Source organism: Carbonatibacter coralli (assembly GCF_039592655.1).
In the GTDB taxonomy this organism is placed as follows: Bacteria; Pseudomonadota; Alphaproteobacteria; order Kiloniellales; family Kiloniellaceae; genus Carbonatibacter; species Carbonatibacter coralli.
The window spans coordinates 240,728-257,442 of the sequence record NZ_JBBUTJ010000001.1; the positions used below are offsets into that span (position 1 = coordinate 240,728).

Annotated in this window: 15 protein-coding genes; 7 read left to right on the forward strand and 8 right to left on the reverse strand. The window is 54.4% G+C overall.

From position 1 onward, the window contains the following. Positions 1-28: 28 nt before the first annotated feature. Positions 29-508 carry a DNA polymerase III subunit chi gene (locus AAAH10_RS00995; protein WP_343559642.1) on the reverse strand — a complete coding sequence of 160 codons (480 nt, stop codon included), beginning with the start codon at positions 506-508 and terminating at the stop codon, positions 29-31. Between the two features lie 64 nt (positions 509-572). Next, positions 573-2,069: a leucyl aminopeptidase gene (locus AAAH10_RS01000; protein WP_343559645.1), complete on the reverse strand. Its 1,497-nt coding sequence runs from the start codon at positions 2,067-2,069 to the stop codon at positions 573-575. Positions 2,070-2,445: 376 nt separating this feature from the next. Between AAAH10_RS01000 and AAAH10_RS01005 the strand changes: the two genes are divergently transcribed. The 6 genes from AAAH10_RS01005 (at position 2,446) to rsmA (ending at position 10,322) form a co-directional block, all read left to right on the forward strand. Continuing rightward, positions 2,446-3,576: an LptF/LptG family permease gene (locus AAAH10_RS01005; RefSeq protein WP_343559648.1), complete on the forward strand. Its 1,131-nt coding sequence runs from the start codon at positions 2,446-2,448 to the stop codon at positions 3,574-3,576. After that, positions 3,573-4,736 (forward strand): LPS export ABC transporter permease LptG, encoded by a 1,164-nt coding sequence (gene lptG, locus AAAH10_RS01010; protein WP_343559651.1) that lies wholly within the window; start codon positions 3,573-3,575, stop codon positions 4,734-4,736. Before AAAH10_RS01005 ends, lptG begins: the two co-directional genes overlap by 4 nt. 94 nt (positions 4,737-4,830) lie before the next feature. Then, positions 4,831-6,954 carry an LPS-assembly protein LptD gene (locus AAAH10_RS01015; RefSeq protein WP_343559654.1) on the forward strand — a complete coding sequence of 708 codons (2,124 nt, stop codon included), beginning with the start codon at positions 4,831-4,833 and terminating at the stop codon, positions 6,952-6,954. A 104-nt stretch (positions 6,955-7,058) separates the two neighbouring features. Continuing rightward, positions 7,059-8,399: a peptidylprolyl isomerase gene (locus tag AAAH10_RS01020; RefSeq protein ID WP_343559657.1), complete on the forward strand. Its 1,341-nt coding sequence runs from the start codon at positions 7,059-7,061 to the stop codon at positions 8,397-8,399. A gap of 15 nt (positions 8,400-8,414) precedes the next feature. Beyond that, positions 8,415-9,434, forward strand: a complete 1,020-nt coding sequence (gene pdxA / locus AAAH10_RS01025) for a 4-hydroxythreonine-4-phosphate dehydrogenase PdxA (RefSeq protein ID WP_343559658.1) — start codon at positions 8,415-8,417, stop codon at positions 9,432-9,434. Between the two features lie 6 nt (positions 9,435-9,440). Continuing rightward, positions 9,441-10,322, forward strand: coding sequence for a 16S rRNA (adenine(1518)-N(6)/adenine(1519)-N(6))-dimethyltransferase RsmA (gene rsmA / locus AAAH10_RS01030; protein WP_343559659.1), 882 nt, complete (start codon positions 9,441-9,443; stop codon positions 10,320-10,322). A gap of 38 nt (positions 10,323-10,360) precedes the next feature. Here rsmA and gmk read toward each other — a convergent pair whose 3' ends face one another. Then, positions 10,361-10,990, reverse strand: a complete 630-nt coding sequence (gene gmk / locus AAAH10_RS01035; protein WP_343559660.1) for a guanylate kinase — start codon at positions 10,988-10,990, stop codon at positions 10,361-10,363. 39 nt (positions 10,991-11,029) lie between these two features. After that, positions 11,030-11,920: a YicC/YloC family endoribonuclease gene (locus AAAH10_RS01040; protein ID WP_343559662.1), complete on the reverse strand. Its 891-nt coding sequence runs from the start codon at positions 11,918-11,920 to the stop codon at positions 11,030-11,032. A 104-nt stretch (positions 11,921-12,024) separates the two neighbouring features. Here AAAH10_RS01040 and AAAH10_RS01045 point away from each other — a divergent pair, with 104 nt between their 5' ends. Next, complete coding sequence (locus tag AAAH10_RS01045) at positions 12,025-12,807, forward strand: SDR family NAD(P)-dependent oxidoreductase (protein WP_343559665.1); 783 nt, start codon at positions 12,025-12,027, stop codon at positions 12,805-12,807. Here the strand turns inward: AAAH10_RS01045 and AAAH10_RS01050 are convergent, their stop codons facing one another. From AAAH10_RS01050 to fabF, 4 genes are all read right to left on the reverse strand, one after another. After that, positions 12,808-13,524 carry a cyclic nucleotide-binding domain-containing protein gene (locus tag AAAH10_RS01050; protein WP_343559668.1) on the reverse strand — a complete coding sequence of 239 codons (717 nt, stop codon included), beginning with the start codon at positions 13,522-13,524 and terminating at the stop codon, positions 12,808-12,810. It lies immediately after the preceding gene. Positions 13,525-13,772: 248 nt separating this feature from the next. Continuing rightward, a complete protein-coding gene (gene infA / locus AAAH10_RS01055; protein WP_343559669.1) occupies positions 13,773-13,991 on the reverse strand; it encodes a translation initiation factor IF-1 in 219 nt (72 codons plus the stop codon). 333 nt (positions 13,992-14,324) lie between these two features. Next, positions 14,325-15,371 (reverse strand): endolytic transglycosylase MltG, encoded by a 1,047-nt coding sequence (mltG, locus tag AAAH10_RS01060; protein ID WP_343559670.1) that lies wholly within the window; start codon positions 15,369-15,371, stop codon positions 14,325-14,327. Between the two features lie 87 nt (positions 15,372-15,458). Beyond that, positions 15,459-16,715 carry a beta-ketoacyl-ACP synthase II gene (gene fabF / locus AAAH10_RS01065; protein ID WP_343559671.1) on the reverse strand — a complete coding sequence of 419 codons (1,257 nt, stop codon included), beginning with the start codon at positions 16,713-16,715 and terminating at the stop codon, positions 15,459-15,461.

Here is a 16,715-nt window from a genome sequence, read left to right on the forward strand (position 1 = left end):
CAGGGCTTTTCAAATGGTGGGGCTCCATTCAGGCTTTCTTTTCCCAGCCTCCCCGGTCAGTCTGCTGCCAGTAGGTCAGCTCCAGCCGATCAAGCGCTTTCAAAGCCTTCCACTGCACACGGGCTTCCTGAACCGCGATTGCATTGTGCCCGTCAAACAGCAGAGCCATCACCGATGGCTTCCCGCCCTCTTCCAGACCACCTGCCCACTGTGCATCCGGCGACGCACCATGCAGGAAGAACAGAACATCACGTTCCCGGGCCTGAGCAGGATCGGTTGTAAGGACAATCGGATCATCACTCCCGACAGTTTTGCCCCCCAGCAAACTGTGGGGCAAAAAACTCTCGGGCCTGAAACTCCAGAGGCTGTCGTCAAGATTGCCCAGCTCGGCCTGTGCTGTCGAAACCACTCCGGCAGTCTGCTCGCGTTCCAGCACCTTTTCCAGCATGACAGGCAAGGCCTTTTCGAGCGCCGTTCTTGTCAGATGATAAAAGCGAACTTCCGTCATGACCGGTTTTCCTGGGTTGGAAAAAGGCCGATTTTACACCGGCCCTTTCACGGTTTCAGATTGATCAAGACTCGTAACGGTCCGCAACCAGTTGGTCAAGAAGGCGAACACCATATCCGGTGGCTCCCTTCGCAGCCGTGGCGCTTTCCTTGCCGGCCCAGGCCGTGCCCGCAATATCGATGTGTACCCAGGGCGTATCGTTTTCAATGAAGCGCTGCAGGAACTGGGCAGCGGTAATCGAACCGGCCGGACGTCCGCCAATATTCTTCATATCGGCTGCTTCACTGTTCAGCAGGCTGTCATAACAGTCATCAAGCGGCAGGCGCCAGACCTTCTCGTCCACTGTTTTACCAGCCTGCGTCAGGCCTTCAGACAGCTCGTCACTGTTCGAGAAAATACCGGCATAGTCATGTCCGAGTGCAATAATCATCGCACCGGTCAGAGTTGCCAGATCGACAATGGCCCGGGGTTTGTGCTTTTCCTGAACATAGGACAGGATGTCGGCCAGAACCAGACGGCCTTCGGCATCCGTGTTCAGAACCTCAACCGTCTTCCCGCTGTAGGATGTCACAATATCACTCGGACGCTGTGCATTGCCTGCCGGCATATTTTCCACCAGACCACAGATCCCGACGACATTCGCTTTGGCCTTGCGACCGGCAAGAGCCTTCATGGCGCCGAAGACGACACCGGCCCCGCCCATGTCAAACTTCATGTCTTCCATGCCTGCCGCAGGCTTGAGGGAAATACCGCCGGTATCAAAGGTGACCCCCTTTCCGACGAGAGCAACCGGAGCCTCTTTCCTGTCCTTTGCCCCCTGCCATTCCATAATGGCAACCTTTGATTCCCGCTCGGATCCCATGCCGACAGCCAGAAGAGCCCCCATTCCGAGTTCCTTGAGCTTTTTCTCGCCCAGAACCGTGACCTTCACACCCAGTTCTTCCAGTTTTCTGGCTTCATCTGCAAAGGTTTCAGGGTACAGCTTGTTTGGCGGTTCGGAGACCAGCTGGCGGGTGAGGAATACACCCTCGGCCACAGCCTGCAGACGCAGGAAGGCCGCTTCGGCTTCCTTGATATCGGAAACGTGCAGCGCAACAGAACCAATCGACGGTTTCCTGTCGTCATCCTTTTTTGTCTTGTAGGTATCAAAACGATAGCTGCGCAGGATCATTCCGGCCGCCAGATGTGCTGTTGCTACATCGGCACTCTGACCGGCAACGGCCAAACCGTCGAGTGTCACCGCAACGGCTTCCGGATGCTTGGGCGAAAGCCTCTTGTAGAGTGCTCCTCCCATATTTTCAATGTCGGTCAGCAGCAGCTCTTCCACCTTGCCAACGCCGACGAGAACCAGACGATGGGCATCCATTCCAGCCGGTGCCAAAATCTCGAGAACCTCACCTTTCTTCCCTGTAAAGCCTTCTGCTTCAACAGCTTTGGCAACCGCACCGTTTGTCAGCTTGTCAAACACCTGGGCAGACTTTGACAGCACTGCATCAGCTTTTGCTGTTGCAACAAGAGTTCCACTGGTTGGCAAAGCGGAACTGGAAAATGTGAAATCCATAATTCAGGCCTCTTGATTCGTTTCGTTTTATGATCGGGCAGACTTCTGTCACCTTGCACCATAGCCTCAGGCAAGACAAGGAGGCTCTTGGAACAATCAGATAACTGTGATTTCCCGTCTTCCGTTACAAGGGAACATCTCCCTTTAGGCCTCAAAAAAGCCTTATTCAAAATCATGATAGGCACTTCCCGCTCACCGGAAGCCCCCGAAACCACCAAAACACTGGACAGCTCAGCGGTCTATTCGTTATCACTGTCTGGTTGTTCAGGGCAGCAATGCCTTTCGTTGTTGCCCACAGGTTCATGCGTTTGTTGAGCGGGTTCCGTCGAGCCCACAGATCACAGAGTATTTTCAGGACAAAGAGTTAAGAGCCCTCATGAAGCTGATCACGCGTTATGTTTTCAATCAACTGATCGGGTTTTTCCTGGCTGTCGCCGTTTCTCTGTCTCTGGCTGTCTGGCTCGCCCAGTCGCTGCGTTTTATTGATCTGATTGTCAATGATGGTGTCCCGGCCTCCAACTTTTTCTACTTTGTCATTCTGCTGATGCCCTACTTTCTGGTCATTGTCCTTCCATTGGCCACCTTCTGTACGGTTCTGTTTATCTACAACAAGCTCAACAATGACCAGGAGCTGATTGTCCTCAGGGCTTCCGGATTTTCGCAGTTTCAGCTGGCCAAACCCGGCCTCGTCATTGCCCTGACCGCGACAACAATGGTCTATGCCCTCAATCTGTACTTTCTTCCTGTTTCCTACCGCGAGTTCAGGGAACTGAAAGCACACTTTGCCCAGAACCTGACGCCTTTCCTGCTCAAGGAAGGGCAGTTCAACACGATCAGTGATACCTACACCATCTACTTCAAGGACAAGTCCCAAACGGGGCAGATGGAAAACATCATTGTTCACGACGGTTCCGACCCTGATCAGGAAGTCACCTTCCTGGCCTCCTCCGGCGCCCTGCTGAAAGAAGGCGACGACATGCGGGTTGTTCTCTGGGATGCCAACAGGCAATCCGTTGACAGGGAAAGCGGGCGTCTGTCCATTGCCTATTCGGACCAGTATGTGCTGGAGTTCGGAAGCATCGGCAAAAACGAATACAACAGACGTCAGAAGCCAAGGGAGCTTTTTGTCACCCAGCTTCTCAATCCTGATTCAAGCATCACGTCGCCGGAACAAATCCGGGAAATGAGAGCCAACGCACACTATCGCCTCGGCAGCCCCCTTTTCACCTTTGCCATGGCGATGGTTGCAATGGCAACAATGCTGTCAGGTGAATTCAGTCGGCGGGGGAACACAAAACGGTTGCTTACCGGTATCGGCTTTATGGCCTTTGTCATGTTCAGCCAGTTCATCCTCAAGGACTGGACCGAGAACCTCTCTGATCTGATTCCGCTGATTTACATCTGGCCCCTGGTGGTGATCGCTGTATCTGTCTTCCTGATGAAAAGCAGGAACCGACCGGTAAAAAGCACACCCGGAGAAGCCCTTGCGAAAGGAACAGCATCGTGAGCGTCGAGGCCTTTCCTGACAAACTGTCCAATCCTTTCGAGAAAAAGCGCTCCAAACAGACGTCTTTCTCATCCATCCTGTTTTTCTATATCCTGAAACGCTTTTCCTTTGCCTTTATCGGGTTCTTTATCGGCCTGCTGGGTCTGATCTACCTCATCACCCTTGTGGAAGTTGCCGATGATCTGGAAGGAACGGGAGCAAGCTTCTGGGTTATTTCCCAGATTGTGCTCTATCGCTTGCCCGAACTGGCTGAGGAAATCATGCCTTTCATGGTTCTTTTCGCTGCCATGGCAACCTTCTGGCGGCTCAACAAATCAAGCGAGCTGATCATTATCAAGGCTTCAGGCACTTCTGTCTGGGGTATCCTCCTGCCCTTTGCAGTTGGGGCCACACTGATCGGTGTCTTTGCCTTTTCGGTTCTCAACCCCCTGTCAGCCGCGCTCCACACAAAAAACCGGGAGATCATGCAGGAGTACAAGGGGGGCGAATACAACAACAGCCTGAACCTGTCTGAAAGCGGTCTCTGGCTCAGACAGCTGAACAATCAGGACGACAGTCTGCTGACCATCCATGCCAAGACCCTGAACCAGCAGACGTTCGAGCTCAGCGATGTCATGGTTCTTGCCCTGGACAAAAATGAAAAGTTTACGGGCCGTTACGACAGCCAGACAGCCTCTCTGGACGACGGTTTCTGGGTTTTGAAAAACGGCTGGTATTCCCGTCCGGGCAAGCAGCCGGAACCCTTTGAAACCCACAAGATTCCAACAGAGCTGACCCTCCAGAAGGTGCAGGACAGCTTTGCAAACCCGAAGGCCATTTCCTTCTGGCAGCTCCGGTACTACATTGATCTTCTCCAAACGGCCGGTTTCACAGCGGACAAACACCGCCTGCAATTCCACAGACAGATTTCAAAACCGGCCCTTTTTCTGTCCATGGTTCTGCTTGCAGCAATTTTTTCCATGCGTCACCACAGAAAAGGTGGTGTCGGAAAGATGATCCTTTACGGTGTTTTAACAGGTTTCCTGTTGTTCTTTTTGTCGAATTTTGTCATAGCCTTGGGACAGTCAGGCAAAATTCCGGCTTACATCGCGGCCTGGACACCCGCGGCAGTATCCATGATGCTTGGCCTAACGATGCTCTTGCATCTTGAAGACGGTTAAAAAAAAGAGGACGAAGATGAAAGCAGGGGGGAATTTCAAACGACTTTTAACTGCAACGACTGCGGTTTGCGCAGTTCTTGCGGGGGCAAGTCTTTTGAGCATCCCGTCAAAACAGCTCCACGCCCAGGAAGCTCCCGGCAATCTTCCTGCCCTGATCAACGCACAGGACGTTCAGTACGATCAGGAACTGGGACTCGTTGTTGCCCGCGGCAATGTCGAGATTTCCCAGGGTGACAGGGTCGTCATCGCCGATCAGGTGTCCTACAACGTCAACAGCAACCTTGTGACAGCCAACGGAAACGTCAGCCTGCTGGAACCAAGCGGGGAAGTTATCTTTGCAGATCACGTCGAACTGACAGATGACCTGAAGGAAGGCTTCATCAAGGACATCCGAATCCTGCTCACCGACAAAAGCCGTCTGGCTGGTGTCACCGGTCAGTTGACAAATGGCAACAGATCCGTTTTGAGCAACGGTGTCTTCAGCCCCTGCAACCTCTGTGAAAACGATCCGACCCGCCCTCCCATCTGGCAGATCAAGGCCGGTGAGGTGATTCACGACAAAGCCGACCAGAGCATCACCTACTACGATGCCAAACTTGAGCTCTTCGGTATCCCTGTTGCCTACACGCCCTGGCTGGAAACACCCGACCCGACGGTCAAACGCAGAAGCGGTTTTCTGGCGCCATCCTTCAGCAGTTCCGGCGATCTGGGACAAACCCTGCAGACCCCCTACTACTTTGCAATTGATGACAGCAGCAGCTTCACCTTTGCTCCCATCATTACGACAAAGCAGGGTGTCGTCGCAGCAGGCAACTACGAGCGGGCGTTCAGCAACGGTGATCTGGATGTGGATTTCAGTGCAACCTATGCAGATCGTACAGACAATTCCGGGACAGATCAGGCCTTCCGCGGTCACATCGACCTTGAAGGGCGCTTTGACATCAATGACACCTGGCGATGGGGTGTTGATCTTGAGCGGGCAAGCGATGAAGACTATCTGGCCCGCTATGGCTTCAGCAACCCGGACACCTACGAAAGCTCACTCTTTGTCGAAGGCTTCAGAGGCAGGAACTTTGCCCGTGTGGACAGCTATGCCTTTCAGAGTCTGCGCGACAATGTCAACGATAGCGAAATCCCCGTCGTTGCTCCGCGCTTTCAGTATTCCTTCCAGAGTGAACCCACTTCAACAGGTCTGACCACCCGCTTCGACAGCAATGCTGTCCTGCTGACCAGAAGCGAAGGTCGGGACACAGCACGTCTTTCAGCCGTTACAGGGATTGACCTCCCCTATACAGGCCCTGCCGGTGATGTCTACAAACTGACAGCACAGGTTCAAACCGACGCTTACTACACCCGGGACTTTGTCCCCGGCTCCCTGGATGTCAATCCGACAGGGCCGACTGAAAACGAGTTTTCAGGACGCATTTTCCCGCAACTGGCTCTGGAATGGCGTTACCCCTTCGTCAGCAATCAGGGCGACTTCGCCCAGACCATCGAGCCGATTGTTCAGGGTATTGCTGCTCCGGCAGGTTCAAATCCGAACGAAATCCCCAATGACGACAGCGCCGACTTTGAGTTTGACGACACCTCCCTCTTCTCCCTGAACAGATTCAGTGGCCGGGATCTGGTCGATTCCGGAAGCCGTGTGAACTACGGTGTAAAATGGGCCGCAACAACAGAGCGCGGAGACACAGCGGATATTCTGGTCGGACAAAGCTACCGCTTCACGGACGACTCCCTCTTTGACCAGATTGACGGACTTGATGACAGTCTCTCCGATTATGTTGGTCACATTGGCATTGAAACAGTCGAAAACTTCTCTGCCCTGTACCGCTTCCGTGTCGACAAGGACGACTTCAGGGTTCGCCGTAACGAATTCAATGTTGGCGCAGGTCCCGAAGCACTTCGTGTTACTCTGAATTATCTGGATCTGCAGGACACCAATTTCCAGGACGACGAAGATGACAGCCGCGAAGAACTTCGCTTCAGTGTATCCAGTCAGTTGACGGAATTCTGGTCCACATCGGCAAGTCTGACACGCGATCTTGAAACAGAAGATACCCGCAATGCCGATTTCAACCTGACCTACCATGACGAATGCTTTATTATCAGTTCAGGCCTGAGCAGAAGCTTCTCGACCAGAACAGACGTTGAAAACGATACGATCTTTACCGTTCAGCTTGTTTTCAAGCATCTCGGTTCCATTCAGCCATTCTGATCAGGCAGGACAAGAAGAGCTTTATCAGAATGGCTCCATTAACTATCATGAGACCTGAATTATTTTCTGTTCAATCTATGCTTATAAATGACGAAGAGATACGCATGGCAAAAAGAAAACTCTCCCCGCTTGTTTCAGGTTTTGCCATTGCAGCCATGACACTGGTGGCCGCCCCGCTTGAACAAACAATCGGGCAGGCTCATGAACAGCAGGCACAGATCCTGCGTTCGGATGTTTTTTCCCTCTTCTCGTCAAAGGCTCATGCCCAGAGCACACTGAGACCCGTTGCCATCGTCAATGATGACATTATTTCGCTGATTGACGTGATTCAGCGCAGTCGCCTTGCAATGATCGGCAACAACAAAAAACTCAATCAGAAGCAACAACAGCAACTCCTCAACAGAACGCTGCGGACAATGATCGATGACCGTATCAAGCTGCAGGAAGCAGAGCGCCTGAACATCTCGATCTCACAGGGCGAACTGAACGCAGCCCTTCAGGGGATTGCCTCACAAAACAACCAGACACCAGAGCAGGTCCTCTCAACGCTTCGCACGGCTGGAATCCATCAGGAAACCCTGTTTGACCAGTTCCGTGCAGAACTGGCGTGGCGTCAGGTTGTTCGCAGAAGCCTCAACAGCGACGTCGTTGTCAGCGAGGCTGAAATCGATTCCGTTGTCGACCGTATCCAGCAACTCGGAACGGATACCGAGAAACGTATCTTCGAGATTTTCCTGCCTTCCGAACGGGACACAACTGAAAGCGAACTGAAAGACCAGGCTACATCCATTCTTCAGGAGCTGAAAAACGGTGCCAACTTCGGGGCTGTCGCCCGTGTTGCCTCCCGCTCCTCCAGCGCAAGCTTTGGCGGTGATCTGGGATGGGTTCAGGCCGGACAGCTGCCAAGGGAACTGCAACAGATTGCAGCCCAGGCAACGCCCGGAAACCTGATCGGACCAATCCAGACAAGAACAGGTTTCTATATCCTGATGATTCAGGATGAGCGCAAGGTGTCCAGTGACGCAAAGCTCGACCTCGCGCTCATGCGCATCGCACTGGCACAGAACGCCGATTTTGACGCCCAGCAAGCCGCACGTTCCCGCATTGCAGATATCGAACGCAATGTGCAAACCTGTGCAAATGTCAGAGACAGGGCAACAGAACTTGGCGACGAAGGCTCGGGAGAACTCGGCGTCAAGGACATCAAGGAACTGGACAGTGCGGTTCAACAGGCCGTTCAGGGACTTCAAAGAGATCAGAAAAGCGCCATTATCCGGAAAACGGACGGCTTCGAGATCTATTACATCTGCGGCAGGCAGGAAAGCGGATCAGGTGTGAACCGCCTGGAAATCGAACAGAAGCTCAGGGATGACCGCATCAACATTCTGGCAGAGAAGCACCTTCAGGATCTGCGCAGAAGTGCAAACATCGACATCCGTCTCTAGGATCAGGACCACGCCATGAAAAGAACATCCCCCGCCCCCCTTGCTTTGACAATGGGCGATCCGGCCGGTATCGGGGGAGAACTGAGTCTGAAAGCCTGGCTTGAGCGCAAGGATCATCACAGCTTCTTCGTTCTGGACGATCCGGACCACCTGAGGTCTCTCGCGAAGAAACTCGGCCTGAATATCCCTGTTGAGGAAATTGCGACAGCAGAGGAAGCCCGAAGCTGTTGCCCCCGGGCCCTGCCCGTGCTTCCGGTCAGACTCTCGGCCCCCGTGAACAAAGGTCAGGGGGACAGCCGCAATGCAGAAGCCACCCTGCTTTCCATTCAAAAAGCCGTGTCTCTCGTTCAGAGTGGAGAGGCTTCGGCTGTTGTCACCAACCCGATCAACAAGGCCGTGCTCTACTCCGCCGGCTTTTCCCATCCCGGACATACCGAGTATCTTGCCGAACTGGCCCGAAGTCCTTCTCCCTCGGTGATGATGCTGGCCAGTCCCGATTTGCGTGTTGTTCCCATAACCATCCACGTCTCCCTTCAGGATGCCGTCAAACAGCTTGATGAACAGCTGATCCGCCACACGCTTCAGGTCACACACGAAGCGCTGCAAAAGGACTTCGGCATCAAGGCCCCGCGCATTGCGGTTGCCGGACTGAACCCTCATGCAGGCGAGAATGGCTCCATGGGCACGGAAGAGCAGGAAATGATCGCTCCCCTTCTGGATCGCCTCAGGGCAGAAGGCCTGAATCTTTCAGGGCCTCTGCCGGCAGACACCATGTTCCATCACCGGGCCCGCCAGAACTATGATGCTGCCGTGTGCATGTATCACGATCAGGCTCTGATTCCGATCAAGACACTTGCCTTTGACGAAGGTGTTAATGTAACACTCGGCCTGCCCTTCATCCGGACATCTCCGGACCATGGAACGGCTTACGATATTGCAGACAGGGGCATTGCCAATCCGTCCAGCTTCATTGCATCCATGGACATGGCCTGGCAAATGGCCACAGCCCAGCTCAACAGCGGAAACAGTCAGTAGATTTTTATGGATGATTCAACAGAGACCCCACGTCTTGCACAGGATGGCCTGCCTCTCCTGAAGGATGTGATCAATCAATACGGGCTGATGGCCAAGAAATCTCTGGGGCAGAATTTCCTGCTGGATCTCAATCTGACGGCCCGGATTGCCAGGGGCGGCGGCCCGCTAGATGAAGGGACCATTATCGAGATCGGTCCGGGTCCCGGAGGATTGACACGCGGTCTGCTGATGGAAGGAGCAAAGTCAGTTCTCTCCATCGAAAAGGATCGCCGTTGCCTTGAAGCGCTTGCCGAAGTCGAAGCCGCCTACCCCGGACGCTTTCGTGTGATGGAAGCGGATGCGCTGGAACTTGACCTGACGAAAGAGGCTCCTGCCCCCAGACGCATCGTGGCAAACCTGCCCTACAATGTTTCAACAGTCCTGCTGGTTGGCTGGCTGACCCAGATTGCAGAAGACCCTGAAACCTATGCCAGTCTGACCCTGATGTTCCAGAAAGAGGTGGCAGAGCGCCTGACGGCACAGCCACGCACCCGCGATTACGGACGACTGTCTGTCCTGACCCAGTGGCTTTGTGATGCCCATCATCTCTTTGACATCTCGCCCAAGGCCTTCACACCACCACCGAAGATCACCTCCACAGTTGTCCGCATCACCCCCAGAAGCAAACCACTTGCGCCTGCCAGGCTGACAACACTGGAAAAGATTACAGAAGCAGCCTTTGGCAAACGCCGCAAAATGCTGCGCCAGAGTCTGAAATCCCTGGACGTTGACAGCATGGCTCTGATCGAAGAGGCAGGCGTCAGGGAAACGGCCCGGGCCGAAGAACTGAGCGTCGAGGAATTCTGCACTCTCGCCCGCTGCTACGATGCAATGCTTGGCAACGGATAAGCAGGGAACCCCAGTTTCCTTGCATTTCCTGTTCGGTCTCAGCTGGAGCGCAAGCTGTTCACAAAGTCATGCAGCCCGTCACGACGATCACGCTTCAGACGCTCGGCACGCAAAATGGCCTGCACATCGGCCACGGACTTGCCGATATCATCATTGATGATGATGTAATCGTATTCGGCCCAGTGGCTCATCTCGTCAGCCGCCTTGGCCATCCGCTTGCGCACCACATCCTCGCTGTCCTGTGCACGCGCAAACAGGCGCCGCTCCAGCTCTTCCAGTGAAGGTGGCAGGATAAAGACCCGAACAATGTCATTGGGCGCCTTTGCCGTAACCTGCTGCGTGCCCTGCCAGTCGATATCAAACAGCACGTCCTCACCCCTTTGAAGACTGTCTTCAACAGGTTTGCGGGGCGTACCATAGGAGTTTTCGAAAACAGTCGCGTGTTCCAGCATGTCCCCCTGTTTCACCATGTCACTGAACTGGTCAGGCGTTACAAAGAAATAGTCCTTCCCCTCAACTTCCCCCGGGCGCATCTGACGGGTTGTGGCAGAAACGGAAAGGGACAGACGCTCCTCGCGTTCCAGCAGAGCGCGGGAAATTGTACTTTTCCCGGCTCCGGACGGAGAGGAAAGAACCAGCATCAGGCCACGGTTTTGAGGAAAGGTCATCACGGAACTCTATCGTTGAACGGTTGTTTTCTTCGGATCTTATTCGATGTTCTGGATCTGCTCGCGCAGCTGTTCTATGCGGGCTTTCAGATCGATACCCAGTCGCGTCAGTTGGACATCTGCAGACTTGGAGCAAAGTGTATTCGCTTCACGGTTAAATTCCTGGCACAGGAAATCGAGGCGACGGCCACAGGCCCCGCCTCCGGCAATCAACTCGCGTGCTGTTTCGACGTGAGCCGCGAGACGATCAAGCTCTTCACGGATGTCAGCCTTGGTCGTCAGGACCGCGACCTCCTGGGCCAGACGCTCTTCTGAAAAGGCATTGTCCTTGCCCAGCAGCTCTTTGATCTGGCTCTGAAGTCTGTCCCGGATCGCTCCGGGTGTGACAGCATCCAGACTTGCAGCCTCTGCACGAAGGTCATCAATCTGCTGAACAAAATCTTCCGCCAGGGCTCTGAGCTGCTGCCCCTCCTGATAACGCGATTGCTCCAGCTGAGCCAGTGCCTTGTCCAGACTTGCTGTCAGGGCCTCAACAAGGGCATCACGACTTTCTACGCTTTCCTCCTGCTCGACCTGATCCAGAACGCCCCGAATCGAAAGCAGGCCATCCGTCGAGAGCGGAGCCAGCCCGCGATCCTTTTGCAAACGGTCAGAAAGCTCCAGCACCTGGGCGAGGATCTCCTCGTTTACCTCCGTTCGGCTTTCACGCTTCTGCAAGGTCAGTTGCAGCGAAATCTGGAAAGACCCCCGCTTGAAGCGATTGGAAACAGCCTTGCGAATCACCGGGTCCAGACTGTCAAAGCCATGAGGAAGGCGAATGCGCAGATCCAGTCCCTTGTTGTTCACCGAGCGCAGCTCCCAGACCCAGCTGTCGCCCTCCAGCGCACCATCAAAACGCGCAAAGCCTGTCATGCTGTGAATTGAAGCCATCAGAGGTCTCCCGTTGTTCCTTTTGCAGCATTTTATAAGCAGGGGCTTGCAAAGGTGCAAGCAAACAGGCCACAAAAGAACAGCATGCCCTGATGGAAGAAGTCATGACAGAGAAAAAACCGAAAATCATCCTGATCACAGGGGGCTCCAGCGGTATCGGAGAAGCCCTGGCACTCCACTATGCGGCGCCGGGCCAGACTCTCTTCCTCACCGGGCGGGATCAGGAGCGTCTCAACAGCGTATGCAGGGCCTGCGAGAACAAGGGTGCCACAGCCTGCGGTTTCACAGTCTCTGCGGGCGACAGGGAAGCCATGGAACAGCTGATCAATGAACTGGACCGGCAAACCCCCCTTGATCTGGTTGTTGCAAACGCCGGCATCTCCGGTGGCACAGGATCACATAGCCGGACACCCGGCGTTGAAAACCCGGAGCAAACCAGAGAAATCCTTGATATCAACGTATCAGGTGTCATGAACACAATCCTGCCAGCCATTCCCCTGATGGTTTCAAGACAGCAGGGACAGCTTGCGATTGTGTCATCGCTTGCAGGCTTCAAGGGCCTCCCCACCGCACCGGCCTACTGTGCTTCAAAGGCTGCTGTAAGGGTCTGGGGCGAAGGTCTGCGCCTGTCTCTGGCCAGACACAACATCAGGGTTTCGGTGATTACACCCGGCTTTGTCGTCAGCCGCATAACAGCTGTCAACCGCTTCAAAATGCCATTTCTTATGGAAGCCGATGAAGCTGCCGGACGCATTGCCTCGGGGCTGGAGCGCAACAAATCCAGAATTGCTTTCCCCTGGCCCATGTATTCTGCTTCGCTTCTGATGAGCTGGCTGCCGCTTGGTCTCTCCGAATGGATCGGCAAAAAGCTGCCCGCCAAGGACTAGTCAGCCCCGCGCGGGCAGTTGCTTGCGCACAAACCGCATGTTCTGGCTCATGATCTTGCGGGCCATATCCCCGCCAAGCGCAGCCACAACCGCCGCATTCAGATCCTTTGATCTGTCCATCTGCTGGCGCAGGAGCTCACGATCCCATTCAAAGCAAAGGCATCGCTCGCTGGTAACAACAGTGGCACCGGCGGTGTCATTGGTCAGAAAGGACATCTCCCCGACAAACTGGCCCGGACCAAGCTCTCCGACCTTTCTGTAACGGGCAGCAGCAAAGGCCTTTCCTTCCAGCAGGGCGTAGAGCCTGTCCGGTTTTTGTCCCTGAGTGATCAGCGTCGTTCCCTCGTCGATCCAGACCCATTGTCCCAGCAGGAAAAGACGTTTTGCAGTAACAGCATCCATGGACCCCAGTGCCTGTTCTCTCAACGCCTGCTCTCTGGGTTTGAGCACCGCGCGTCGCCGCTCCATAATCAGATAGAAACTGTGTCCGATGTTGATCGCAACAATCAGCAGATGTCCGAAGAAATTGATCACCGGCAGCGGATCGTGCGTGACATCGGAAATCGCCATGAAAAGATTGCCCAGAATGGCAAGCGACCTCAACCAGAGGATATCCCGGATCAAAAAGGCCAGAACAGTAAAGGAGATGCTCGCCGCCACCAGAATGTCACTGGTGGTTGCGAGATATTCGCCAATGAAGCTGCTGTCTGAAACCATTGATATCTCTGTCCGGGTATAAAAATCCTGTACAGAGATGACATGCGCAACACGGCAGGGGAACTCAACTCTCTACAAGAGCGCGTGACCGGACAGGGACAGAACGCCCAAAAGCCTGCAACCAACCGGTTACAGGCTTGGGGTATAGGCCAACAATAAAGCTGTAGGCGGGACAATACCGGAGCAGGCTCAACAGTTCTATCCCGTCCCGAGATCCGGCTGAAACCGGACGACCTGCCAGGACCTGCTTACTTGTGACGGAAAGTAATGCGCCCTTTGGTCAGATCGTAAGGTGTCATTTCAACATCCACACGGTCACCCACCATGGTACGGATGCGGAACTTGCGCATTTTACCGCCGGTGTGAGCAATAATCTCGTGACCGTTTTCCAGTTCTACACGGAAAGTCGCATTTGGAAGTTTCTCGGTTACAACACCGCTGAATTCCAGAAGTTCTTCTTTAGCCATTCAAATATGCCTTTCTGTTGGCCTCGTAATTCGAGCCTGACACTACTGATCTTCGCTGAAAGGTCAAGTCGTCTTGTCATTTGCGATGCCAGAAACAGCGTCAGGATCACTCTGATCCCATGCAAGCCAGCCACTGACTGATACGCCGGAAAAAGCCCGGAGGATGAAAATCCTGCTCGAATTCCAACTTTTTGAAAGCCAGAATTGCACCGGCATTTGCACTTTTCAGAGTGACATATTAACAAATTTTTCTTTGAAAAACAATTCACTGCCTTCAAAAAGGCCTACACAGTGCATCACAAGCCTGCGACGTCATGACTGTTCGGGGGCGAGCTAGCCCCCCTTGCGCTGCCGTTCAATCCTGCGCCATTTCGCAACGTTTCTGTTGTGCTCGTTCAGGGTTCTGGCAAAGGCATGCCCCCCTGTTCCATCAGCAACAAAATAGAGATAGTTGCTGGAGGCGGGGTTCAAAACAGCCTCAATTGCAGCGCGCCCGACATTTGCAATCGGCGTCGGAGGCAAGCGGTCAATCGTATAGGTGTTGTAAGGGGTCGGTGTCTTCAGGTCTTTCTTGCTGATCGGGCGCCCCATGGGTTCTTGCCCCAGTGTCACTCCATAGATGACCGTCGGATCGGACTGAAGCCTCATCCCCCTGCGCAGACGGTTGACAAAAACGCTGGCAACCAGCGGCCTTTCCTCTGCCAGACCGGTTTCCTTCTCGACAATGGAGGCCAGGATCAGCGCCTCTTCCGGGCTGTTCAAAGGCAGATCAGCCTGTCTGCCGGCCCAGAGTTCCTGAAGGGTCTGCTCAAGATCCGCCGTCATGCGATCCAGAAGGCCCTGACGGGTATCCCCGCGCACGAAGTGATAGGTTTCAGGCAGAATATAGCCTTCGGCAGGAACCGAGGTGATCTCCCCTTCCAGCACTTTGTTGGCGTTGATCAGTGCGAGGCTTTCCACAATTGTCCGGCCCTCGGGGATCGTGATGCTGTAATCAACAGCCCGACCTTCGATAAGCGCAAACATGACCTCCTGCATGGAGGCTGCAGCAGGAATGGCAAACTCGCCGGCCTTCAAACGCTGGGCCTGCCCCTGCAGACGGACCGCAATGCGAAAGAGCAGGGCTTCTTCAATTACACCTTCGCTTTCAAGGGTTCGTGCAATGGATGCCAGCCCTGCGCCCCTGGGAATGGCAACAACAGTCTCCTCTGCCAGAGGTCCCGCAACCAGAAACCTCTGCTGTAGCCAGAAATAGCCACCAGCTGTTGCACCTCCAGCGATTACGGCAAGCAAAAGCAGGAAAAGCGCGATCTTCCCCAGGAAGGATCGCGCCTTTTTTTGGTCCGTTTGACTGTCCGGAGAAGAGTTGTCCTGACTCATTCAATTCGCCTGTCTGAAACACCCGATTTGAACGGGCTCCCGCTTTCCCCGCAGGAGCCAGCCCATCAAAACACTCTGAAAAGCAGCCTAGACTGCCTTGAGGATCAAGCTTGCGTTTGTACCACCAAAACCGAAGGAGTTGGACAGCGCAACGTTAACCTTGCGCTCCTGGGCTTCCTTCGCGACCAGATCAATTCCCGTACATTCGTCAGACGGATTGTCGAGGTTCAGGGTCGGAGGCAGAACGCCGGTCTCGATTGCCTTGGCACAGAAGATCGCTTCCACAGCACCGGCCGCACCCAGCAGGTGACCAATGGCTGACTTCGTGGAAGACATCCGCAGATTGGCGTTGCTGCCGAGCAGACGCTTCACAGCACCGAACTCAATCTCGTCACCCAGCGGTGTGGATGTTCCGTGTGCATTGACATAATCGACGTCTTCCGCGTTCAGCCCGGCACGTTTCAGAGCCGCCTGCATCGCGCGGAAACCGCCATTGCCGTCTTCCGGAGGAGCTGTGATGTGGTGTGCATCACCAGACAGGCCATAACCGGTCACTTCACCGTAGATTTTCGCACCACGGGCCTTGGCGTGTTCATATTCCTCAAGAACAACAACACCGGCACCTTCACCCATCACGAAGCCGTCGCGTCCCTTGTCCCATGGACGGGAGCCCGCTTCCGGCGTGTCATTGTATCCTGTTGAAAGGGCGCGGGATGCACAGAAACCGGCAAAGCCAAGACGGCACACCGCAGCTTCGGCACCACCGGCAACCATCACATCGGCATCATCGAGCATGATCAGACGGGCAGCATCACCAATGGCGTGCGCACCAGTTGAACAGGCTGTGACCACAGCATGGTTCGGACCCTTGAAACCATATTTGATAGAAACCTGGCCGGAAACCAGATTGATCAGCGCAGAAGGAATAAAGAAAGGAGACAGGCGACGTGGGCCACGCTCACCGACAGTCACCATGCCATCCGCAATAGTCTGCAGACCACCGATACCGGAACCGATCATCACACCGGTACGGAACAGGTCCTCTTCCCCTGTCGGCTGCCAGCCCGCATCCTCAACAGCCTGTTGAGCAGCAGCGCAGCCATAGACAATGAAAGGATCCATCTTGCGACGCTCTTTCGCAGGAAGATAGGCATCCGGGTTGAACTGACCCGCTTCTTCGCCAACCGGGATTTCACCACCGATTTTACAGGGCAGGTCTTCGGCTTCAAAACCTTCAATCCTGCCAATACCTGTTTCACCATTGATCAAACGTGACCAAACGTGGTCCACCCCACTTCCGAGCGGGGAAACCATCCCGACACCAGTAATTACAACTCGTCTCAT